Origin of the sequence: uncultured Bacteroides sp. (genome assembly GCF_902491285.1) — a bacterium.
In the GTDB taxonomy this organism is placed as follows: Bacteria; Bacteroidota; Bacteroidia; order Bacteroidales; family Bacteroidaceae; genus Bacteroides.
Genome location: NZ_CABUHK010000055.1, coordinates 1 through 24398 on the forward strand (window position 1 = coordinate 1; position 24398 = coordinate 24398).

Consider the following 24398-nt stretch of genomic DNA (forward strand, 5'->3'; position numbering starts at 1 on the left):
TATGAATAAAAAAATGACTACTTTTGCACGCGAAAACCCTAAAAAGAAGGAATTAGCGTGCAAAGGTATTTTATTTATTTGGCTTATGACGGGACCAACTATCACGGTTGGCAGATTCAACCGAATGGGATTAGTGTACAGGAGTGTCTGATGAAAGCATTGTCCACTTTTCTGCGCCGTGAAATAGAGGTGATAGGGGCGGGACGGACAGATGCGGGCGTGCATGCTTCTCTGATGGTCGCTCATTTTGAATCTGAAGAGCTGTTGGATACGGATTCTGTCACAGATAAGCTGAATCGTCTGCTTCCACCGGATATTTCCGTTTATCGGGTTTGCCGGGTCAGACCGGATGCGCATGCCCGTTTTGACGCGACCGCCAGAACATACAAGTATTATGTAACAACTGCGAAATATCCTTTTAACAGGCAATACCGTTGCCGTGTTTTCAATCCATTGGATTATGAACGGATGAATGAGGCTGCACGTACTTTGTTTGAATATACGGACTTTACAAGTTTCAGCAAATTACATACGGATGTTAAGACGAATATTTGTCATATAACTCATGCCGAATGGACGCAGGAAGAAGATGCTACTTGGGTGTTTACTATTCGTGCCGATCGTTTTCTGAGGAATATGGTGCGTGCCATAGTGGGAACATTGATTGAAGTGGGGCGTGGAAAACTGTCTGTTGAAGGTTTCCGCCGGATTATAGAACAGAAGGATCGTGGTAAGGCCGGAACGTCGGCTCCCGGTCAGGCTTTGTTTTTGGTGAATGTCGAATATCCCGAAGATATATTTGAAGTTAGTAATTTGTAATTAGTAGATATTCTCATGTGGTTATTATTAGCATTTCTCTCGGCGACCTTGCTGGGATTTTATGATGTATTCAAAAAGAAATCGCTGAAAGATAATGCGGTACTTCCCGTTTTGTTTTTAAACACTTTCTTTTCCAGTCTCATCTTTCTGCCGTTTATTCTGTTCTCTGTATATCAGCCGGATTTATTGGACGGAACGATATTCAATGTCCCGGTTGCGGGGTGGGAACAGCATAAATATATTATTATCAAGTCGTTCATAGTGCTGTCCTCATGGATATTCGGTTATTTCGGGATGAAGCATTTACCTATTACTATCGTAGGCCCGATTAATGCCACCCGGCCGGTGATGGTACTTGTAGGAGCTATGCTTGTGTTTGGCGAACGACTGAATCTTTATCAATGGATTGGTGTGATGCTGGCTGTCGTTTCTTTTTTCATGTTGAGCCGTTCGGGAAAGAAAGAAGGGATTGACTTCAAACATAACAAATGGATATTCTTTATTGTATTGGCGGCGGTAACAGGTGCTATCAGCGGATTGTATGATAAATATCTGATGAAGTCACTGAATCCGATGCTGGTGCAGTCCTGGTATAATGTTTATCAGGTCTTTATCATGTGTCCTATTCTGTTGCTGCTTTGGTGGCCGAAAAGAAAGTCCACCACTCCGTTTCGTTGGGACTGGACGATTATTCTGATTTCCATTTTCCTGTCGGCGGCGGACTTTGTCTATTTTTATGCACTGAGTTATGATGATTCCATGATTTCTATCGTTTCGATGGTTCGCCGCGGAAGTGTCATTGTTTCTTTCATTTTCGGAGCTCTTTTCTTCCGTGAAAAGAATTTAAAAAGCAAAGCGATTGACCTTATACTGGTGTTAATCGGAATGATATTCTTATATTTGGGGACTAAATAAGATTGATATGAAAATAAATACACTTTTTATCGCTATATTCTTTTCTGTTGTCGGGTTCTTTTCCCTGACCTCTCTTCAGGCACAAGAAGCCAAAACTTTGTTTGTGAATATGCCGGATTCCTTGAGTCCCTTGCTGACTAAAGTGAATCGTGCCGACTGTGTTGATTTCCTGGAAAGTAAAATGAAAGCACAAGTAGAAAATCGTTTTGGAAAGAAGTCGGAAATGACAGAGCTCGGTAAGGACTTTATCCGTATGCAAATGTCTCCGCAAGCTACGTGGCAGATGAAAGTCCTGGCATTGAATGATACAACGAATGTTATCTGTACAGTCGCTACCGCTTGTGCTCCTGCCTGCGATAGTAGTATCCGTTTTTATACGACTGACTGGAAGCCGCTTACCGAATCTCCGTTTATCACTTTGCCTGTAATGGCTGATTTTCTGAACACGCCGGATTCGGCAGGTGTATATGTCTTTGACGAAGCACGCCGTTCGGCAGATATGCTTTTGATGAAAGCTGATTTCAACAAAGAGAATACTGAGCTGACTGTTACATTTACTACTCCTGACTATATGTCAAAAGAAACGGCGGAAAAACTGAAACCGTTTCTCCGCCGTCCTATTGTTTATCGTTGGAAGAATGGAGCTTTTACCAGGTAAATTCTCCACTCTTCATCTTTCATTCTTAGTTCTTTAAACACTCATTGATGAACGCCACCATTTCCGGTGTATTTGCTTCTACGCTTTGAAGTAGTTTGAACTGTGCTTTGGTGCGAACCAGATTATGTTCCGGATATTTTATCTTATAGTAAGTATCTCCGTTGATATAATCGGCAAGGAAGCGTACACATTGCATATATGGGAATAAAGCGGCGGCATAAGGAAGGTTTTCTATTTCAATCGGTGTCAGGAATGACTTGGCACCTTTCAGATAGCCTTTGGTAAATGCTTTGAATATTTCCATATTGAAATTCACGCGGTCAAGGTCTTTGTCATCTTCATCTCCGGTGTTGGCTCCCGTGCGGAGGAAATCACCGTAATCAGAGAATATGAAGCTGGGCATGACTGTATCCAAGTCGATCACACAGAGAACTTTACCATCTTCATCGAACATCATATTGTTCACTTTCGTATCGCAGTGGCATACGCGTTTAGGCAGTTTGCCTTCCCGATATAAACGTTCTGCCTTGCACATTTCGTCTGCTCTCTTTTCTATCTCATCCAGGAAATATTGTACTTCTGCCACTCTTCCGGCAGCGTTGGCTGCTACGGCATCGCGCAGTTGCTTCAAACGGAATTCCATATTGTGGAAGTCGGGAATAGTCTCACCCAAAGTCGCCGGAATATCTGCCAGCATAGCCTGGAAGTTACCGAATGCTTCTCCGGCATAGTTTGAATATTCTGGATTGACTGTTTCATAAGTCTTGGCACGTGGGATGAATACCATAACACGCCAGTAGTTGTCACCGTCAAACCAATAAGTCTTACCTTCTTCTGTTTCAACGAAAGACAAGACTTTACGGTCAATATCCGACTCTCCCGCTTCTGTCAATTTCTTACGGATATGTCCTGTGACAGCAGCAATATTGGATTGAAGCATTTCTACATTCTGGAAGATAGCATGGTTGATGCGTTGCAAAACGTAGTCGGGAGCATCCGCTTCCTTTGTGTTAACTTTGTATGTGTCGTTGATAAGTCCCGAACCTAACGGCTTGATTTCCTCTACCGTGCCTTGGACTTTGAATTTAGCTACAATGCTAGATAAATCTTTCATGGGTCTTTTCTTTAAAATTTATAATAAGGTTATTTATAATCGTATTTGGCTGCTTCGTTAGCCTGGTTGGCTGAACGAACAGGAACCAACGTGAATCCCCAGTTGTATTCGCGGTTGGCGGGAATCTGATAGAAAGGTTCCGGACGTGCCCCCCAACTGTCATAACCCCCGACTCCTTGTTGTTTCATGTCAACACAGACTTCCACGAAATCTCTCGGAGTGATGTCATTGACGTGATGCATTCTACGCAATACGTTGCGGGCAGCTTTCTCGTCATGATTGGCAACCTCTTCCGGGCTGAAGTTATTCCATTGGTAAGGGTGGGGTAGGGCCTCTTCCGAGTCGAAGTCTTCGATGGAATTACGCAATGCATTGAATCCGACAAGACTGTCGGCTACAATAGCCAGTCCGTTGCCTTTGTCGGGCGACAAAGCAATCCAGCGAGTATCCGTACGATGTCCGTTTTCTTGCGGGCGAACATAGTTGAAATACATTTTGTCCGCTGTTGTTTTATATACTCCTACAAGTGTACCATGATTGCGGTCGATATAATTTTCTTCCGGGCCACGACCGAAATATTGCACATTATTCATTCGGGCAGGCAGGCGGAAACGCACACCGATACGGGGAACTTCCAGTTTGGAAGCAGCCTTGCGGGCAGCATCACTTCCGGGGGTAAAGGTAGCCATGCGTGTGGCTTCGGAAACTTCAGTTTCGGCAGCTTGCATATTTGTCGAGGTAAATTTAGCATTTACATTCACCACTCCACTCGGATAAATCTTATAAGTTACGACATACAGATTGCCGGCTGCCAATAAATAAGTCACTTTCAATGAAACAACCTTATTCTCCGTAGTCATGCTGGCATCTGTCACATGGAAATTCTTGCTCGATTGCTTCCATACTTGTAAGCGTTTGGGAGCGCCGTTACCATAATCATTGTCATTAGGAGCACGCCAGAAGTTAGGCTGAATACCAAATCCATCTTTGAAATATTCCGTTCCGTCTACCTTATAAGAAGTAACCAGACCACTCTTTTTGTTGAATACAAAATTCACTTTTGAGGATGAGGCAATTAATTCGTCTCCTTGTGTGGACGTATTCAATGCAGGACCGCTGACTTTGTAGGTTCCTTTTTCTGCCTGTATCGGGAGTTGGAACTGATCGTATGCAATCTCATATCCGGCAGGAATCAGAGGTTCCGGTTCTGTCGTTGTCACACTGAAGTTGACAAAATATTCAGTGCCCGGTTGGGCTTTCAGACCATTTACTGGTACAGTGAACTCCTTGGATGCTTGCGGAGCAATATCCAAAGATACTTTTCCACCTCTTATATTCTTGCCATTAGCAACGACATTATAATGAATCTGGTACTTTTTCAGGTTTGTAAAGTAGAAGCGGTTGGTAATCTTAAATTTGCCGGATGCGGCGTCTGTCGCTTCAAACCCTACATTCTGATGTACATACTTCACCTCAGCCATTGCCGGATGCGGACCACGGTCGGGGTTGACAAGACCGTTGCAAAGGAAGTTACCATCGCTAGGCATATTCACACCGAAGTCGCCGCCATAAGCCCAGTATTCTCTTCCGTTCTTATCTTTCTGAAGGATACCTTGATCCACCCAGTCCCATATATATCCGCCTTGAAGATTCGGATATTTATAGATTGCCTGCCATTGTCCCCACAAGTTTCCGGTGGAGTTACCCATGGCGTGTGCATATTCTGAAGGAGCTATCGGGCGGTCGCTGCCGTTCTTGCCTATATTCTCCAGCCAGTCGGCACCCGGATATTGAGGAACGTACATATCAGTATTCCATTCCCATTGGGCACGTTCATAGTTTACAGGACGAGCCATAATATTCTTGTCCGCTTCTTTCAGCCACAGATATGTTTGGTAGAAGTTATACCCGTTTCCGGCTTCATTGCCTAATGACCAGAAAGTGACACTGGGATAATTCTTGTTGCGCTCAAACATATTTATGGTACGGTTCATGTGAGGTTTCAACCATTCGGGGTTATTACCTAATGAACCGCCTTTACGGAGATCGTAATACATACCGTGGCTTTCAATATTAGCCTCATCATATACATAAAGTCCGTATTCGTCACAAAGTTCATAGAAACGGCGGTCTTGCGGGTAGTGACAGAGACGTACGCTATTCAAGTTGTGCTGTTTCATTAGTTCAAAGTCGCGGCGCATCAGTTCTTCTGTTACGTAGTGTCCTGTTGCCGGATTGTGCTCATGGATATTTACACCTTTCAACTTCAATGGTTGTCCGTTGATAAATAAGCAGACATATGGCTTTCCGTTAGCTGCTTTCTGCTCAATCGGTTTAATCTCAATACGGCGGAAACCGACATTGAAAGGAACAATTTCATTTACTTTTCCGTTCTCTTTTACTGTCATCAATAATTTATACAGGTTCGGATGTTCGGATGTCCATGTATTTACGTCAGCCAGCTTTTTATCGAAAGAGAGTGTACGTACTTCATCAATAGGGATATAAACTGTTTTCTCTTCGGTAGCGATAACTTTTCCTTGAGCGTCCAATAATTCATAAACTAATGTAAGATTGGCTGCTTCTTTTTTATGGTTTCTCAAGTCTACGTTCAAGTTAAAAATACCATTCTTGTAACTGTCATCCAAGGTTGATGTTACTCTGAAGTCTTTAAGGGCAGCTTTGGGTTGTGAATAGACAAACACATCACGTTCAATACCGCTGATACGCCAGAAGTCCTGACATTCGAGATAAGAACCTGTGCTCCAACGGAAAATCTTCAACGTAAGCACGTTCTTGCCTGGTTTTACATACGGATTGATTAAGAACTCGGCAGGATTCTTTGAATCTTCGCTATATCCTACTTCCTTGCCGTTGATATATACATATACGCCTGATTTGGCTCCTGCCAGGTGCAGGTAAATATCCCGTCCGTCCCAATCGGCAGGAATGTCGATGTCGCGGCGATATACACCAACGGGATTAGCTTCCGGTAAGATGGGTGGCTGCGGGTTACGAGCCTTGAACTCGTAACCATGATTGGTGTAGATAGCTACTCCGTGTCCCTGTATTTCCCAGTTACCGGGTACTTGAATATCATACCATGAGTCCGTACTGGTGTTCGGGTCAGTAATGTTTTCGGGAAGATTCTGGTAGGAATCTACGAAGTAAAATTTCCATGTTCCGTTTAACAGCCGGTAGTACTTGCTCCTTTCAAATTTGCCGCTCATGGCATCGTTACGATTGTCGTATGTCATAAACGAAGAACGGGGATACTCTTTGTTGACTGCTACCACCTGCACATCTTGCCAATAAGGCTTTTTCGCATTGTCAGCTATGGTATTGGTTGCTACCAGGGAAAATATTCCCATAAAAATGTTAGTTAATAAGAGGGGGTACGATCGAAATTTCATGTTTTTCAATATTGGTTTCTCATTCTTTTTTATTTCACTTTAATATGGTCAAATCCTTCTCCGTAAACTCCGATGACGGCACTTTGTGAAACAAAGGCTTTCGGGTCGATGTCTTTTATCAGCCGGAAGATAATGGTAGATTCCCGCTTCTTGGCCAATACAAACATCATTTTCTGTTCTCGTCCTGTATAGAAACCGGTTGCGTTGATAATTGTAACTCCCCGGTGCGGATATTCATTGATTCGTTTTCCTATTTCCTGATATTTATTGGATATAATGAAAAACTGTACGGACTGTCGGGCGCTATTCACTACCTGATCAAGTACGAAACTACAAATATAAAGAGTTGCAAATCCATACACTACTTTTTCCCAGTCTTTTAAGACAAAATAACTGGATACTATAATAATCATATCACAAATTAATACAACTCTCCCTAGTGTGATATCCCGGTATTTGTTGATAATGGCCGCGATAATGTCAGTGCCGCCGGTACTTCCGTTAGCCGAAAAGGCCACCCCGATACCACCGCCACAGAAGGATGCTCCGATAACGCATGCCATAAAAGGCTGGTCGTGAAGAAGGCTGATACCTGCTGCCAATTTCTGTATGACAGATAAAAAAAAGGTCAGGGTGAATACTCCAAAAATAGTTTTGATGCAGAATTTCAAACCGAGGAGTTTGAGAGCCAGTAACAGCAGGAAGAAGTTGATAGTAAAATACGTATATTGCACGGGGAAGCCGGTAGCCCAATATACGATAGAAGCAATACCCGGTACTCCCCCGGTAGTGATATCATTAGGAAGCAGGAAAACTGTCCAGCCGATACCGTATAAAATCATGCCAATGACAATCATTACATAATCTTTGGCTTCGCGGATAATGCTTTGCTTGGAAGGCCTTGGAATAGCTGTTTTCATAAATGTGATTATGATGTTCTATAAAATGTTCGAACACGAACCTATGAATAATCCGGCTTTCCCCCAAAAGCCGGATTGCTTCACTGTGTTCGTGTAAAAAAGTACGATACTATTTTATTATTTTACAAAAGCGTGACGGTAGCCTTTTACTTTGTTCCATCCGCCGCGGGTGAAGTCGGGAACTTCAACCGGAGCCGAATTGTTTTCGATAGAAAGGCGGGTAAGTTCAGCCATACAGCACCATTCTGCAAGGTCATAAACGTCCATATCCAATGGCAAACCATTCTGCAGGCAGTATGCCAGACGATAATCCATGATAAAGTCCATACCACCGTGACCACCTACTTTCTTGGCAGTCTCTTCCAATTCTTTGTGAATCGGGTGTTTGTATTTATCCATTAAGGCTTTTCTTACATCAGCAGGTACGGAACCGTGCGCGTTCAGATTTTCGTGATTAGGTACATCGTTAGAGTCAACTTGTGAAGGTCTTAAACAATATTCTTCAATCGGATACTTGCTTGCATAACCGTCGGCACCCACAATCTGATACATACGGCTGTATGGACGGGGAGTCATTACATTGTGCTGGATTAACATAGTCTTACCGTTTTCTGTACGGATCAATGTTGAAGTCTGGTCACCGTTCTGGAAGTCTTTTACTTCTTCTCCTGTCTGTTTTTTGATATAAGCCGGACCGTTAACAGCTTTTGTATCCATTGCTACTAAAGTTTTCATGCGGTCGCCACGGTGGATGTCAAGTAATTGGCAAGCCGGGCCCATGCCGTGAGTGGCATATACGTCACCACGATGCTTTTGGTTGTAATCCATACGCCAGTTGTTCCAGTATGCACCCCAGAAGTCTTCCAAATTGTGGATATATGAACCTTCTACATGAAGTACTTCACCGAAAACACCTTGCTGTGCCATATTCAAAGAAGTCAGTTCAAAGAAATCATATACACAGTTTTCCAACTGCATGCAATGCTTGCGAGTCTTTTCAGACGTATTGATTAATTGCCAGATTTCATCCAATGTCATGGCTGCAGGCACTTCGATAGCTACGTGCTTGCCGTGTTCCATTGCATACACGCCCATTTCCGCATGATGTTTCCAGTCAGTTGCGATATACACGAGGTCAATGTCATCCTGCTCACAGAGTTTTTTCCATGCATCTTCCGAACCGCTGTAAGATGCCGCTTCCGGCAATCCTGCATTTTTCAAGATTTCCTGTGATTTCTCGACACGTTCGGGAGCAAGATCGCATAAAGCTACGATTTTAGTTCCCGGAATATGTGTCCAGCGTGCTACGGCACCGGGACCACGCATTCCCAGTCCGATGAAACCGACACGTACGGTATCAATTTTGGGAGCAACAAGTTGGACTACATCCTCTTGACCGGCAGGGCGGGCAGGGGTTTCTACTTTGATCGGTGTAAAAGCTTCCTGAGCTTTTTGCGAAGATGTGCAGCTTGTATGGCAGGTTAATAAAGTAAGGCCGATAGCTGCGACTGTAAATAGCTTTTTCATCATAATTTTATGTTTTTAATAGGGGGTTATTTGTCGTTTTTCATTTAGTTGTCAAAAGTAGTAATTAATAGTCAATTCTGTATATTTGTCACAGATATTTTTACTATAAATTCATATTTCGGGTAGAAAATGAGTTCTACTTTTCTCATTGGTTTCATCTTGTATTAATGTGTTTGAGTTGTGACGGTGATATTTCTTACATACGAGATAAATACACATCGTAAAGGGTACTCCCCTATGAGATAACGATTTATTTAGCATTTCTTAATATTTGAGTTTACAGTTATTATTTGAGCGTATTCAAAAATAAGACACGTTACAAGAGCATTTTCCTAAGATTTCAATCTTCTTTTGGTATTACTTAACTTTTCGCATGAACGAAGTATATGGCAATCATTTGTGGTCGGAAAACTCATTCTTCCAAAAGAATACGTTTTCCGTCAGCTTGTACAGCATATAGCTTTGCATACGTCAATGATACCGTCAGGGGAATCTCAAACTTGGTGAAAGTGGAGAAATAAAGCAGCTTTCCATCTGCATTATTATCTCTAAGTTCGAAGGCTACTGCTTCATCTCCATTGGTGATTGTCACTTCCCGTCCGTTGATATGTCCTTTTATATCTTTAGTGATAGGTCGTATCGTTTGGAACTGGGTGTAATAACCGACATCCGGTGGGGTAGTGTCCAGTCCTTCATCACCTGCTTTCCGGTCTTCCAGATAGTAGAATGGCTTGGCTTTCTTCGGATATTTAGCCATAGTTTGTTTGGTTTCTTTAATCATATTCTCCGTCACGGTATATTGGTAGCTGCCATATTGGTCTATCTGTGTATCTACAGGTACGAAGAATCCCCACATTTCAAAAAACTCAGTCAGGTCTTCCTGGGCGGCTTCGCTTGCCATCCGGGCAAACAGAAGTTGTTTGACTCCCGGATTATTGGAAGTAGTACGGTTTTCGCGCATGAGTTTGAATAATCTTTGCCAGAAATCAGGTTTATGTCCGCAGCGGTGATAGTAGTTCCATAGTTGCCAGTTCATACGCATATGTAGCTCTGTATTTTCTCCTTGATAATTACTGCCGAAATTGCACCATGGGCGGTTGAGTACACAGTGGGCTTCCGAAAGGGTCATTTTGGTTATATTTCCGTTAGAGTCGGTAGTACGGTTGTCCGCTGCTTTGGGGAGATTTAATTCCGTGCCGCGAGAGCAGTATTTGCCAAGTTTATATAGAATGAAGTTTGAAAATAGATTATTGGATGATTCGGTGGAACTTGGCCAGTCGATTGCCTGTTGATGGATATGTCCGATTTCATGTGCGGGTCCCCAAGCATTGTCTTTGGCGCTCATTACATTATCATATAACAAGATATTTTGGAGATAAGTATATACAAATGCGATGCGGTAATCAGACGCCCACATATAAGCACCTTCGGGCGAAATGGCAAACAAGTGGTTGTTTACCTGAGCGGGCCGTACATCTTCAATACCCATCAATTCCTGTTCCCATCCGATGATGTTGTCCCACAGGCTGATGGCGGATAATATTTCATCTTTTACGAACTCCCGGAGTTTATCCCGGTGGAAATAGAAGATAATCTTATCCCCACGTACTCCGAAATACTTATCTGTGGCTTTAGACAGTAGTTCTGCATATTTACTGTCTGTTTTATGTTCTTTCAAGTCGAAGAATCCGCTGACCGTTCCGCTTCCTGACGGAATATGTATTTTTATAGGTTTCGGATTACTGGTCAGGTCACAGTTGTACATGACAAAAAGTTGCCCGTTGTTACGTATCTTGATTTTGTTGATACCGTGTTCAAGATAATAGACATCTCCCGAGACGGCAGTCTGCACATATTCCTTTGCTTCCCAAAAGTTCGTTTTTTCTTCTCCTACACATTGTAGTGAGATTTCCCGTCCATAAGTGTCACCAACGAGAACGATAATTTCATCGTCTTTCTCCACTGCGATTCCGGTCAGGTTGTCCAGACTGCTGTAATGTTTGGTCATTAGCTTTTCGGCCCATTCGTTGACATTACTATAAGCGTTGTATTTGCGGATACGAAATTCTTTCTCCCATTCGTCATACGAATTATTTTTCAATGCTTCGGCTATATGGATGAAATATTTGTTGGGTAACTTGTTGATTTCTTTATCAGTAACGTCAGGCTTCAATTCGCTGCAAGTAATATCCTTAAATACAGTCAGCAATTTGCTTTCTAATGTCTTGTCTGTATTCTTTTGGAAAAAATGCATTTCATCACAACTGACAAAATTGCCAAGTCCGCTTTTTACAACGAATTTTACTCCTGTGGCTTTTATACCTTCCTTGAAAACGATCCTGCTCGGGTCATTTTTCATTTTGAAGTCATAAGTTCCTTGTAGGGTATAATTCTTTCTGGCTGAGTCGGTAGAGGTGTACACTTCTAGTTCACCAAAATTACCGTTACCGGAACGGGTGTAATAGATAAGGTAATTGATTTCTGTATCTCCTTTGAAGAAGTACTCCAAAGTAACCGGAAAAGAGGTATTGCTCCATGAGCTATGGTAATGGGATTCGGCGGCTCCTGTCGTAAATTTGCCGTCATATGATTTGTCTATGTCAGAACCGGGTTGGCATTCACTGGCTTTTCCACCGACCGGGATAATTTGGATGTCCTCGGGAAGTGTTATCTCTTTTATTTCTTCCTCTTCTTCAAAGCTGGGAGAAGGTGGAGTCAGTGTTTTATCGCTGGAAGAACAGGCGTGAAGTATGCTTCCGCAGAGAAAAAGAATTAATAAGTTCGTAGTTATGTTTTTCATGTCATTAATATGTTAGCGGTTGATAAAAGAAGAGGAGATACAGCAAAAGTCTATCTATTATGATACAATAATATCGTATAAATAGTTTTTGTAGTATTTCCTCTCTTATTTAGTGATTAACTTACTTCTTTTCCATAAGTATGCGTGCTCCGTCTGCTTGTACGGCGTAAATGCCGCAACCTGCTATAGAGACGGTGCGCGGAACAAAGAATTCGAAAGAATTAGAGAAGTAAACCACATCACCCATAATCTTTTCCCCGTTGCTGCCGGTTTCTTGTTTTCTGACTTCAAAAGCTACAGCTTGCTCACCGTTGCTGACACTGATTGCTTTTCCCTGTGTGGAAGCTTTTTCTGTGTAAGTCGGGGTCTTGCTTATCTGTACATTATCTTTGAATGTAGTATAGTAACCTACATTACCTATCTCCTTGAAGCGATAATCACCTTCAGAGAAGAATTCCTGCTTACGGTCTTCGATATACTGGATCGGAGCGGCTTTCGGATAATTCTTGTTCTTGATATACTGCTTGGTTTCTGTGATCATCGATTTGCTAACCGTATATTGGAACGTACCATACTGATTGATAGATTCACTTACAGGTTTGAAGAATCCCCATGTTTCGAAGAATTCTGTCAAGTCTTCTTGTGTGGCATCACATACCGCCTTTACAAATGCCATTTGACGTCTGCCCGGATCGCTTTCCGGAATATCCTTGTATGTTGTACGCATGATTTCGAATATTCTCGGCCAAATAGTCGGATTCTCTGCAGTTCCCTTACATAATTCGTAATATATCCAAAGTTGCCAGTTCATACGCATATGCACCTCGGTATCTTCGTTTTGGTGTGTAGAACTGCCCATGTTATACCATGCGCGTCCGTCTCCATAAACTGTTTTTGCCATATAGTCCAGACCGCGTCCACGTGATTTGTACTTGCCCAGACGATAGATAACGTAGTTGGAGAACAAGTTGTTGCTTGATTCCGTCGAACCTGGCCAGTTGATGGCATATTGATGAACGTGTCCCATTTCGTGTGCCGGTCCCCACGCATTATCTTCTGCTGCCATTACGTTGTCATAAAGCAGAATGTTTTTCAGGTAGGTGTAGACGAAAGCAACGCGGTAGTCTGACGCCCACATATAGCTTCCTTCCGGAGATATGGAAAACATATGGTTATTGTAATATCCGTCCTGACGGTATTTCTCAACACCACTCATTTCCTGTTCCCATCTCAGAATATCATCCCAAAGATGAATTGCGGACAAGATTTCAGTAGGAGCTGCGTCCAGCATTTTGAGACGGTGGAAGTAGAACATCATCCGTTCACCGCGCACACAGAAATATTTATGGGTTGCTTTGCTCAACAATTCCGCATATTTGGCATCGGTCTTATGCTCTTTCAGGTCGAAGAAACCATTGACAATACCACGTCCCAGTGGAATATGGATCTTAACCGGAGCCGGATTTTGTTTCAACCCTTCTCCTTGCACATTGTACATTATAAAGAGCTGTCCTTGTCCATTCATCTTCAACATATTCACACCTTCTACCAGTGAGTATTTGTCTCCGCTAGCTGCTGTTTGTACGTAGTTCTGCGCATTCGGGTCTTGGTGGTCGAAGTCTTGTTTGACTCCACCCTCTTCCCATATACATTGCAGTGAAACTTGTTGTCCTTCAGGTATCGCACCGACTAAAACCATCAGTTCCTCATCCTTCTTCACATAGATACCCGTCGGGTTGTCCAAATCTGAATATTTCTTAGTCTGTATTCGGTTGGCCCAATAATTATTGTTGCTATATGCTTCATACTCCCGGATACGGAAATTTTTCTCCCATTCATCGTATGTATTGTTTTGGAGTGCTTTAGCTACGCGTTTCAGGGTATTGCTGGTCAATGCTTCGATTGCTTCGTTGGTAACCCCAGGTTTCAACTCAGAACAAGTAAGGTCTGTAAAGACATTCAATATGGGAGCGTTCATGTCGCGGTAGTTAGTCTTTTCATAGAATTCCATTTCCCCGCAACTTACATAGCCTCCTAATCCACTTTGAATCGTGAATTTTACCTTATCAGCTATAATACCTTTAGTTAGAATACCGCTAATTCCATTGATTGTACCTTCAGCAAACTTGAAGTCAAAACTTCCGACATCCACATAATTTTGTTCGTTGTCCGCTTTGCCGGCAGGTAGTACACTGACGCTGAATTCCCCGAAGTTTCCGTTTCCATTTCTCGGATAATAGATAAAGTAGTCAATCTGCTTGTTGGGATCAACGGTGTATGTAATGTGGAATGGAAAGACGGTGTTCCCCTCCCCCCATGGTGAGTGGAAATGATTTCCATCAGGTTGTGTCAGTGCAGGGGCCTTTATACCATCGAATGTTTTTTCGATGCTCCAGCCTTCGCCTTGACTTGCATCTGCGATAGCGCTGATGATAGGAACTCTGGTGTCATTCTTGAACTGAACGTCATTAATACCATATTGTGTCAGGGTAATAGTATAGTTGGCATCAACAACTTCTGATGTGACAGTGACTTTGGCGGTACGTTCGTTTGTCAATTTGCTGTCCAGAACAGATAAAATTATTTCATCCTTTTGCTGGAATGCAGTTACCCATTTCTGATTGGAATTTACAGACCACTCACTTACACGCATGTTAGTCTTTACGGGTATTGAGATTGTTGTGCTACGGAAGTCGATTTCTTTGTTCAGTTCGCTTCCGTCAATTTCAAATTGCTTGGCTACAAGTTCTTCTTCGTCGTCTTTACAGCCGGTGTAAACGGTCATGGTAAAGAGACATAAGAGGAAAGTCAGATAATTGTATATATGTTTCATAAATAGTTATCTTTAATGGTTAATTTTAGTTTGCCCATATTTTAAGTTCGGCTATACCCCAGCAACCGCCTGCAGAGCCTGTACCGTCTACCGGTTCATTTCCTGTTTTAACGGCTATTCTTATATATTTAAATGGCTGGGAGGAAACAAACACTTTGGATGAGTATTTTTTGTGTGCTTCATATCGTGCTGGAACACCTGAAACCTCACCTAGTTTGAACCATGTAGCGGATTCGCTATTTGTTGTAACTTCATCATCGTTGGAAGCCCAGAGTGATATATCTTGCGGATTGGTATTGCCACCTCCTCTAGTTATGTATTCAAACATGACGGAGTGTACCTCTTTGCCTATTCTAACATCTAATGGAGTACCATAAGTTGCGTTTCCGGTAATTGTCCAATACTGAGTCTCAAAATGAGTCTCATTATTATTGTCAATCAAATTGCCATAATCATTACTGATGTGCCAACCGTAAACATCGAAGAAACTGGATGTTGTCAATTCAATTCTGTCTGCTTCCGGATCCAGCGGATATTCCAATATTATATAATGCAACTTCTCACTAACAGAAATGGTTTCTATTTCTGTGATAGGTTTAAGTTTCAAAGGAACTAGATAAGTATATCCTTTAGCTAATCCGGCTCGTCTGATTCTTATCGCAGCCGCGGCTTCGTTATTACCAGCTTCGAATACGCCTTCATTGATATTTACGATTGCCGCTTCAGGAATCATCAGATAAGCAGTGCCATTAGCTGTGTTATACGCATTTAATGCCTCATCGCTTCTGTCTACTTCTATTTGAGCGGTGAAATTCCACGTATTCTGTACACCTGATACCATAGCCATTCCTGCTTCAAACGCCCATTCGTCTCCTGTTACAGTGTTCAAATTAACCGTTTGACTTCCTTTCTTGAAATAAATGCTCAACTTGGTGACATTCAGTTTCAATATCAAATCTTTTTTATCTTGGTTGACCAGGTCGTTCGGACTGCTGAGACGGAAAGGAATGATATATACGTAATTGGGATTTTCGTCCTTTGTTTCGGCTATTTCCTCCAAAATTTTGGCAGGAGACAATTTCATCTTTACCTGTTTATAAGCGTCGGCAGAAGTAAGCTCGAGTGGTTCAGACTTGTAAGTATAACAAGCAGATGATAATACCTTGTAATTATTTCCTTGGTACCGTGCGTCTTTGTCAACTTCAGCTTGCGACATGATTTTTACTTGCGCCTGTGCGGTAGCTGCCGGATTACTTCCGGTTTTTACGACAGTCAGTGAATAGTCTACCTGTGATCCGTCGTCAAAGAGCTCTATAGTCTGTTGACCATAGGTTTTCAGATAGAGAATTTTGTCATATTGCTCAGGGATCAAGTCTTCGTAGCTGTCTTCCTTACAGCCTCCGAGTGCAGTGATTGCTCCCAAGAAAAGGAATGAATATATTAATTTCTTCATATTTGTATACTTGTTTAAGATTAATATTCCGGTGCTTGAACCATCTGTGTGTTTTTATACACTTCATTCACGAATACCGGAGCCAGATACATACGATTCTCCCATTTGAAGTCCTGTTGTACGGCAACAGGTTGGTTCAATTCCTCGAAAGAAGGATTTTCCAACTTTTCTATATTGAGTCCTTTGCGTACACCGGCAGCAAATGCTTGCGGAGCGGTCATCCAACGACGGGCATCATAGTAGCGATGACCTTCACCATACAATTCAACAAAGCGCTCGTTGTGTACCCAGTCTACCAAAGACATTCCTGATGCTTCGATTATTTCATGTGTCAATTCTGGAATACCGGCACGGCGGCGGATTGTATTCAGATACTTTAATGTGCTGGTTTCATCCGGGTTGTCTTTGGACGCATAACATTCTGCCAGGTTCAGATAAAGTTCCGCCAGACGGACGAGCGTAGCGGGATAATCTTTCTGGTCAAGGTTTCCGTATTGCGTCCAGTTAGTGTTCGGACGGATAAATTTCTTGCAGAGATAACCGGTTACACAATAGTTACGTGCACTGTTGCCTGTGACGCTTTTTCCTTGCTTGGCAGGATCCTTTAGATTAATTTCCAATGGTTCGCCGTTGTTTAACTTCACAGCATACTGGTCGCCGTCAAATGCAATCCACGCATAGAAACGGGGTTCACGGTTGGAGTTAAGACGAATGATGTCCCCTTTATAAGGCTCATACCATGTATCTTCTGCCGCATAAGTTCCTTGTTCGGCAGCGATGCGAGGTAACATACCATCTTTCGTATAGAATTTTTCTACGGCATTGAGGTAGGGTGATATGCCACTATATCCATCGTTCCAGTAAGTACCATTGTTCTGTTTGCTGCAATGCAGGGGCAAGCAAGCTAATTTTTGGTTGTAAGTATCCGTTCCTGCCACTCCCCAAATCATTTCCTTGTTGCCGTCAGAGTAACGGGTCGTTACGATGTAACGCATCAGCATGATACGTTTCTTGAAATCGTCTGTAAATGCGTCATTGTCTACCGGGGCTTTCAATTTCTTGAAAGGATCACCCATTTGGTCATTACTAATCAAATTGTCGCAGGATGCAATACCCATTAATGCATTTCCGCCGTCGCCTTCCGCCCATTCCAATGCGTCTTTGCAAGCAGTCAGTGCACGCTCCCATTTATCAGGGTCATAGGTTTTGCTTACCAGTTCGTAGCCATATCCCGGTGTAGTATATTTTTCATTTTTCCATTCAGGGAAAGGAAATTGACCGTTCCATAGCGGAGACGCTGCATAGAGTAGTATACGAGCTTTGATGGCTTTGGCTATAGTAGAAGTAGCACGTCCCCATTCATCGCCCACGCGGGAGGCTGGAAGATCTTCTGCCGCTTTGTCGAGCTTCATGCAAATCCAGCTCACTACATAGTCGAAGTGTGAACGGCCGTTATATTCGTTGGACGGTGTGTCCATATCGATATATGAGTCGGTGATTGGAATCGGTCCATAATATTCCAGCAGGCGATAGTGATAATAAGCGATTAGGAAATTGGCTTCTGCGCTCCATTCTTTCTTTAATACATCGGATATGCCTTGTGCGTTCTCCAATTGTGAGAGGAACAAATGGCATTGACCGATATAGCGGTAGAACGTACCCCATTTCCAGGCAGAGGCATTGCCGGGCGTGGCAAGTCCCCATGCAACCTTCTGTCCGTCGTGACTCCATAGTGGAGGCAGGGCGTACTCATCCGTTGATGCTTCTACTCCTGTATATTGCCAGGGGAAGAATTCTTTAATACCGGCATAGCAGGAGTATAAAAAACCTTTAGTCGATTCCGGCGTTTTAGTGGCATCTTTCAGTCCGGCTTGTTCGGGAGGAACAACGTCCAGATAGTCACAAGATGTAAGACAGCAAGCTGCTATCGCAAGCATTCCGCCTATTTGGGTTAATGTATCTTTCAGTCTCATATATGTGAGTATAAAATTTAAAGTTACTGTTTAGAAATTAAGTTGTACGCCGATGTTGAATGTGCGTTGCAACGGGTAAGAATTGTAAGAGAGTTCCGGATCCCAGAGCTTGAACGGGCTGAAAACTGCTAAATTGTCACCGCTGAGGTAGACACGACCGTATCTGAAACTATATCCGAGTTCCAATGTTTTGAAACGCAGGAAGTTACCGTTGCGCATCCAATATGAACTTGCTACATTGTTATTAGCTGTTTGCGAACCGACCAATCCCAGACGTGGATAAGTAGCGTTCGGGTTCGGGTTAGCTTCCGTCCAACGTTCGTCAGCAATGAATTGCATCACGTTATAGTCGCTTTCTCCGAATGGTGTGACACCGCTGACCATGATTTTACGTTTGGCGGAACCATTGAAGAATACTCCGAAGTCGAACTTCTTATAGGTAATGTTCATACCCAGACCATATTGGATACGTGGGGTTGTACCATAAGGTGAAAGCATGACCTGGTCGTTATCGTCAATTTTGCCATCACCGTTGATGTCACGGTATTTGATATCACCGGGTTTCACTACACTGCCCAGATTTTGTTCAGGACTGTTGTCTATTTCTTCCTGACTTTGGAATAAACCTTCTGCAACATAACCGGTGGTACGGCTAAGTGGCTTTCCTGTGGAGGTTTTCCATACATATGGATAAATAGGCTCATCCAAATCGACATATTTGTTTTCTGTGTAAGTGAAGTTTCCGCGGAAGTCGACAAAGAGGTCTTTGATGATTTCTTTGTGCCAGTTGACACTTAGCTCAAGTCCCCAGTTGTCTACCTTACCTTTATTACTCCACGGTTTTGCGGTAAAGTATGCCAACGATTCCGGCCATGCTTCCCGGTTCAGCAAGATGTTGTAACGGCGTTCTTTGAAGTAGTCGGCAGTAATGGTGAGTTGGCGGAACAGCTCAAGGTCAAGACCTATGTCAAGTTTCTTCACTCGTTCCCAGCTTGCATTCTGCACGGCATATGTAATCATCTGCGGTCCGCTTAGGGTGTAATTCATATCTACACCGGTGGTGAAGCCGATATTGTTGAGATATACTTGGTCGATGTAAAGGAAGTGTTGTGCTCCGGCACCCATACCGGTTTCGTCACTACCAACCAGACCGTAAGAACCTCTGATTTTCAGATTGTCAATCATATCGGTCATGGGTTCGAAGAATTGTTCGTTGCTGATTACCCATCCTAATGAAATGGCAGGGAAGAATTCGAAGCGGCTCTTCTTGGCCAGACGTTCGGTACCATTGTAGCCGAAGTTTAATTCAACGAGGTAACGTTGGCCGTAATCATAAGTAAAACGTCCGGAGATACCTTGGTTGCGTTGTGGCAGTACATCACTGCGGTATTCACGCTGCATATACATCAACATACCAGTGACGTGATGTAAATCAAACTGGCGGTCGTAATTCAGACGGGCGTCCATATAAAATGTCTGGTCGGAAGATTTGCCTATTGCGGAAGTTGCCAGATAGTCAGTCCCGTTGGTGTTCAACGCTTCCATCTCGTAATCTGTCGGGGTGGCGGGATTGTAACTGCCGGCCTTCACTCCATAGTAATAAGGATTGATGCTACGGTTGTAATTGGATGATGACCAGTTTTTCCAGTTCACCATAGCCTGGATGCTCAGCCCTTTGGTGACGAAGTCCAGTTTCTGGTTGATTTTCAGAGAAGTATTTAATGTGTTCTCGTTGTTTTCCTTAAATGAACTTAGCATATATGCGTAGGGGTTGGTACGCAAACTTGAACCTGCCCAGCGTGCATTACCGAAACGGATGTGCGTGTCCCCTTCTTGTGCGGGGAATGTGGCGGGGAAGTATACAGGGTTGGTAGACAGCATCATAGCAAACAGAGTGGAAGTACTGTAGTTTGGTCCTTTCTGGTTGCGGATCTGCGCATTCATGTGCAAGTCGATTTTTGTGGTTGGAGTGACTTTGTATGAAATGTTGTTTTGGAAGTTATATCCCCAGTTATTGATATTATTATCATAGGAATATACTTTCTTGGTATTCAACAGACCGGTATCGTGATTGGCCTGTAAGCTCATATAATAAGATGCCTTGCTACCACCACCGGAAATATTGACATTTACACGTTGGTTCATATTCATGTTTTTAAAAATCATGTCTTGCCAGTCTACATCCGGATATACATAAGGATTTATATGGTTGCGTGTGTTGTCGATAGCTTGTTGGGTGTATTTGGGGGTAGCTTGTGGGTTACGTGTAGTTTGTGCTTCATTGTAGAGTTCCATCCATGTAGCTCCGTCTACAAACTTCGGCATATTCATCGGCTTGTTGAAAGAATTTTCGAGAGTTACGTTGATACGTGTCTTTTCGTTCTCCTTACCTGTCTTGGTGGTAATCAGCATGACACCGTTTGCACCGCGTGCACCATAAATGGCGGTTGCGGAAGCATCTTTCAAGATAGAGAAACTTTCAATGGTTTCAGCAGGAAGGTTATTCAGGTCGGAAGTGGATATTTCTACATCGTCGAGCAGAATCAACGGAGTGGCACGTCCACCGAAAGTACTTACGCCACGGATGTAAAATTCTGAAGCAGCTCCAGGTTCACCGGACTTTGTCATTGCAATAACTCCGGAAAGTTTACCGGCAAAAGAAGAAGTTAATGATGAACTGGGGGCTTTCAAAGTCATACCTTTTACACTGGTGATAGAACCCGTGACGCTGACCTTTTTCTGTGTACCGGCACCTACTACCACTACTTCACTTAACAACTGGTTATCCGATTCCATCTTTACATTGATGACACCGAGATCGCCCACATCGACTGTCTTTTTCTTGTAGCCGATGTAACTGAATTCCAATTGTACTCTTGAACCGCTCACGGAGATTGTGAAATTACCGTCCAAGTCGGTAATGACTCCGTCTTTCTGTCCTTTCACTACAACGGTGGCACCGATGACCGGATCGCCATTTTCGGCGTCTACCACCGTACCCGTAACACTACGCTTTTTTTTAGGTTGTTGTTGGGTACTTTCTTCTTTGTTTACCTTCAGTATGATCTCGTTTCCTTTGATCATGTAGGTGATTCCGCTTCCATTGAATACTTCCTTTAATACTTCTTCAATGGAACCTTCACAATTGAAATTTTTGTTGGTTGTGTTTTTCAAGTCTGCAGCATTGTAGAAAAATGTGTAATCACTGTTTTTTTCAATTAGCTGAATAGCTTGTTTAATACTCATTGCCTGCCCTTTTACTGAGATTACTCCTTGCGCTCCTAAAATGTTGAGCGGGTAAAAAAGCAACAGCAATACGATATACTTCAGATATCGTTGCTTGTCAAAAAAATGAATTTTTCTCATGCTTTTGCATTTTAGATTAGACATAAGTTAATTATTAGTTTTTTATAATGATTCTATTTGCATGTTCTTCTTTATTCAGGTTTAGCGTGAAACAAATCTTGTTGACAACATCTTCCAGCGGTTCATCGTAGCGAATACTGCCGGTGAATGCGGACTCATGATTAAGACCTTTGTCTAAAATGACATAGGAGTTATACATTTGGTTGATAATGCTGATTAGTTCTTGCAAGGGAATGTCGGTGAAGTTGTATTTCCCGTTTTCCCATTTTATGTTAGCGATTTGTTCTATTCTCGTTTCAGCATTACTGGGGTTGTATATCACCTTCTGCAAAGGTTTCATGATAGTTCTCTGTCCGGTAGCTTCCACATTAAATTCTATCTTACCGTTAAACAAGGTTATTTCGTTTTTCTCAGCGTTAGTTTGTTTAACGTGGAAACACGTCCCCTTTACTTCTATGAAAGCTTTATCAATGTATACTTGAAAAGTACTGCCTTCATGTTTGTAGACTTCAAATAGTGAATTACCGCTGAGCCATACTTTTCTATCTTTATCAAATGTTTTTGCGTATCTTATAGCGCTTCCGGGCTCCATCCATACTTTGGTGCTATCCGGTAAAGTGTACATCTGGCTTTGTTGGGCAGTGATTTTAATAAACTCATCTGCAATCTTGTCTCCATTTAACTTTAACCAGAATCCACCTATCGTTAATAAAAGAGCTAATGAAGCTGCGGCAAAATACCACCTAAGTTCTACTGGAACTTGGTTTCTTTCCTTGTATTCACATCTGTTTTTTACTTTTTTCCATATTTGTTCTTTTATCTCCACATTAACAAGGCTGTTGCCAGATTCATTCCATTGTTTTCTAATTTCTATATCTACCGGTTCCAAGTCAGCAAACTCTCTGCGTTGCTTTTTGGTTAATCTGCCCGATAGCAAGCTTTTGATTAAACTTTTCTTTTCAACCTTATCCATCCTATTTTTATCTTGTTGGTTTTAAACTTTATTTTTGCTCTTATACTATTAAATACACAGCACTCCTTTCTAACCCCACATCGACTTTGTAAAAAAGTGAAAGAAAAAATGAAATTATTTTGTAATACGCTGAATATGTGCAATATATAAGATTTGTTTTTTTGAAAAAAAATAGTCTGGAGGAGTTTATTAATAAACGTAATGGAATAAACTAAATTTTGGATATGATTGTCCTCGAATAAATGCAAAAAGTTTGGCATTATCTCCTATTCTCTCTCATATATAAAAATGAAAATCCTCTTTCAACCTATCACCACTCTTCCAAAACGCCTTATTCATCGCACTTATAGAGCGGTGATAGGTAGTTGACAACCTATCACCTCATCTATCACCTATCACCGCCCAACATAGTACATATAAACAGGAGCTTATATGCAAATAGTATATCCGTAGGGGGCAACTCCGATTCATGCCTTGAAACAAAGTGTTTCGAGATTTGAAACTAAAGTTTCCATTACTTGAAACTAAAGTTTCATCGGTAAGAAACTAAAGTTTCTGTTGTTTGAAACCAATTGTTTCAAAGCGTGAAACACTTGGTTTCAACATATGAAACGAATTGTTTCACTATAAGTTGTTTTAAGCACGTCAAATGTTGGAATATGTATGGCATGGTTTGGGAAAAGCTGAAAAGAGCATAATATGCACTTATCTAAAATGGTGATAGGTGATAGATGAGGTGATAGGTTGTCAACCACCTATCACCGCTCTATAAGTGCGATGAATAGGGCGTTTCAGAAGAGTGGTGATAGGTTGAAAGAGGATTTTCATTTTTTTGTGCATGAGAGAGAAAAGATGAGAATGAAATATTTTCTCTCAATTAGCCCAAAACAGAATAAAAATGAGTTAATTCTATTCACAAAAGATATAAAAGCAACAGAGTTCCAGTAGGACTTAGTGATAATGAGCCATTTGAGTAATTGTCAGTTTTCTTTCCGAAGAGAAATTGACAGCTATATGTGAAATAAAATCCTTAAAAAATGTTGTGTTTAATAATTGTTTCCTTATTTTTGTATTGTAATTAGAAAAAGATGGAAGAGAAAGTTATTCTTGAGAAGGTGAGAGTCGGGGACGCAACTGCGTTTGCATTGTTATATGATCGTTACTGGTTGAAGGTCTATAACTTTGCTCGGCTTTATATAACTTCTTCTTCTGAGGTATCTGAAGTGGTACAAGATGTTTTTGTTAAAGTTTGGGAATCGAGAGAGACGTTTGATGAAACCAAGAACTTTGATGGTTTCCTTTTTATCATTACCCGTAATATTATTTTCAATTATTCGCGTAGATATTTTAATGAGTTGAACTTTAAAATGACAGCTTTGAAAGGGCTTGAGAACTCATACGATATAGAAGCGGAACTGGACGCGGCAGATTTGAAAAACTATATTGATAGATTGATTGCTCAACTTCCGCCACAACGGCAACGTATTTTCAGGATGAGTCGCGAGCAACATCTGTCTAATAAGGAAATAGCAGAACAATGTGCTGTCACGGAGAAGGCGATAGAACGCCAAATTACTTTGGCATTGAAGTTTATTAAAGATAATCTGCCTTTGTTTATTGTGTTTATGGGATAG

The 24398-nt window shown here is 42.1% G+C and carries 14 protein-coding genes; 4 read left to right on the plus strand and 10 right to left on the minus strand.

Annotated features, from left to right (window positions below; translation table 11 throughout):
• Nucleotides 1–57 precede the first annotated feature (57 nt).
• From truA to RDN93_RS14380, 3 genes are read left to right on the plus strand one after another with little or no spacing between them, the layout of a single operon-like run.
• Nucleotides 58–819 (plus strand): tRNA pseudouridine(38-40) synthase TruA, encoded by a 762-nt coding sequence (gene truA, locus RDN93_RS14370; protein WP_308746149.1) that lies wholly within the window; start codon nucleotides 58–60, stop codon nucleotides 817–819.
• Nucleotides 820–834: 15 nt separating this feature from the next.
• On the plus strand, nucleotides 835–1734 hold the full coding sequence (locus RDN93_RS14375; protein ID WP_308746150.1) for a DMT family transporter: 900 nt from the start codon (nucleotides 835–837) through the stop codon (nucleotides 1732–1734).
• A gap of 7 nt (nucleotides 1735–1741) precedes the next feature.
• The gene (locus RDN93_RS14380) at nucleotides 1742–2392 is read left to right on the plus strand and encodes a DUF3256 family protein (protein WP_308746151.1); all 651 of its coding nucleotides are present in this window, start codon (nucleotides 1742–1744) and stop codon (nucleotides 2390–2392) included.
• A 25-nt stretch (nucleotides 2393–2417) separates the two neighbouring features.
• Here the strand turns inward: RDN93_RS14380 and RDN93_RS14385 are convergent, their stop codons facing one another.
• The 10 genes from RDN93_RS14385 to RDN93_RS14430 all read right to left on the minus strand — a co-directional run bounded on the left by RDN93_RS14385 (nucleotide 2418) and on the right by RDN93_RS14430 (nucleotide 22494).
• Nucleotides 2418–3506: an aminoglycoside phosphotransferase family protein gene (locus RDN93_RS14385; RefSeq protein WP_308746152.1), complete on the minus strand. Its 1089-nt coding sequence runs from the start codon at nucleotides 3504–3506 to the stop codon at nucleotides 2418–2420.
• 29 nt (nucleotides 3507–3535) lie between these two features.
• Nucleotides 3536–6877, minus strand: coding sequence for a glycoside hydrolase family 2 TIM barrel-domain containing protein (locus RDN93_RS14390; protein ID WP_308746153.1), 3342 nt, complete (start codon nucleotides 6875–6877; stop codon nucleotides 3536–3538).
• A gap of 71 nt (nucleotides 6878–6948) precedes the next feature.
• Entirely contained in the window at nucleotides 6949–7839 is an 891-nt protein-coding gene (locus RDN93_RS14395; RefSeq protein WP_308746154.1) for a YitT family protein, read from the minus strand.
• Nucleotides 7840–7956: 117 nt separating this feature from the next.
• A complete protein-coding gene (locus RDN93_RS14400; protein WP_374047416.1) occupies nucleotides 7957–9369 on the minus strand; it encodes a Gfo/Idh/MocA family protein in 1413 nt (470 codons plus the stop codon).
• A 409-nt stretch (nucleotides 9370–9778) separates the two neighbouring features.
• On the minus strand, nucleotides 9779–12166 hold the full coding sequence (locus RDN93_RS14405) for a M60 family metallopeptidase (protein ID WP_308746155.1): 2388 nt from the start codon (nucleotides 12164–12166) through the stop codon (nucleotides 9779–9781).
• A 121-nt stretch (nucleotides 12167–12287) separates the two neighbouring features.
• A complete protein-coding gene (locus RDN93_RS14410) occupies nucleotides 12288–14999 on the minus strand; it encodes a M60 family metallopeptidase (RefSeq protein WP_308746156.1) in 2712 nt (903 codons plus the stop codon).
• 25 nt (nucleotides 15000–15024) lie between these two features.
• The gene (locus tag RDN93_RS14415) at nucleotides 15025–16452 is read right to left on the minus strand and encodes a DUF1735 domain-containing protein (RefSeq protein ID WP_308746157.1); all 1428 of its coding nucleotides are present in this window, start codon (nucleotides 16450–16452) and stop codon (nucleotides 15025–15027) included.
• A gap of 20 nt (nucleotides 16453–16472) precedes the next feature.
• Entirely contained in the window at nucleotides 16473–18425 is a 1953-nt protein-coding gene (locus tag RDN93_RS14420) for a RagB/SusD family nutrient uptake outer membrane protein (protein ID WP_308746158.1), read from the minus strand.
• A gap of 30 nt (nucleotides 18426–18455) precedes the next feature.
• The gene (locus tag RDN93_RS14425; protein WP_308746159.1) at nucleotides 18456–21791 is read right to left on the minus strand and encodes a TonB-dependent receptor; all 3336 of its coding nucleotides are present in this window, start codon (nucleotides 21789–21791) and stop codon (nucleotides 18456–18458) included.
• Nucleotides 21792–21825: 34 nt separating this feature from the next.
• Nucleotides 21826–22494 carry a FecR family protein gene (locus RDN93_RS14430; protein WP_308746170.1) on the minus strand — a complete coding sequence of 223 codons (669 nt, stop codon included), beginning with the start codon at nucleotides 22492–22494 and terminating at the stop codon, nucleotides 21826–21828.
• A 1358-nt stretch (nucleotides 22495–23852) separates the two neighbouring features.
• On the opposite strand from RDN93_RS14430, the gene RDN93_RS14435 reads away from it, so the two are divergent.
• Nucleotides 23853–24398, plus strand: coding sequence for an RNA polymerase sigma-70 factor (locus tag RDN93_RS14435; protein ID WP_308746160.1), 546 nt, complete (start codon nucleotides 23853–23855; stop codon nucleotides 24396–24398).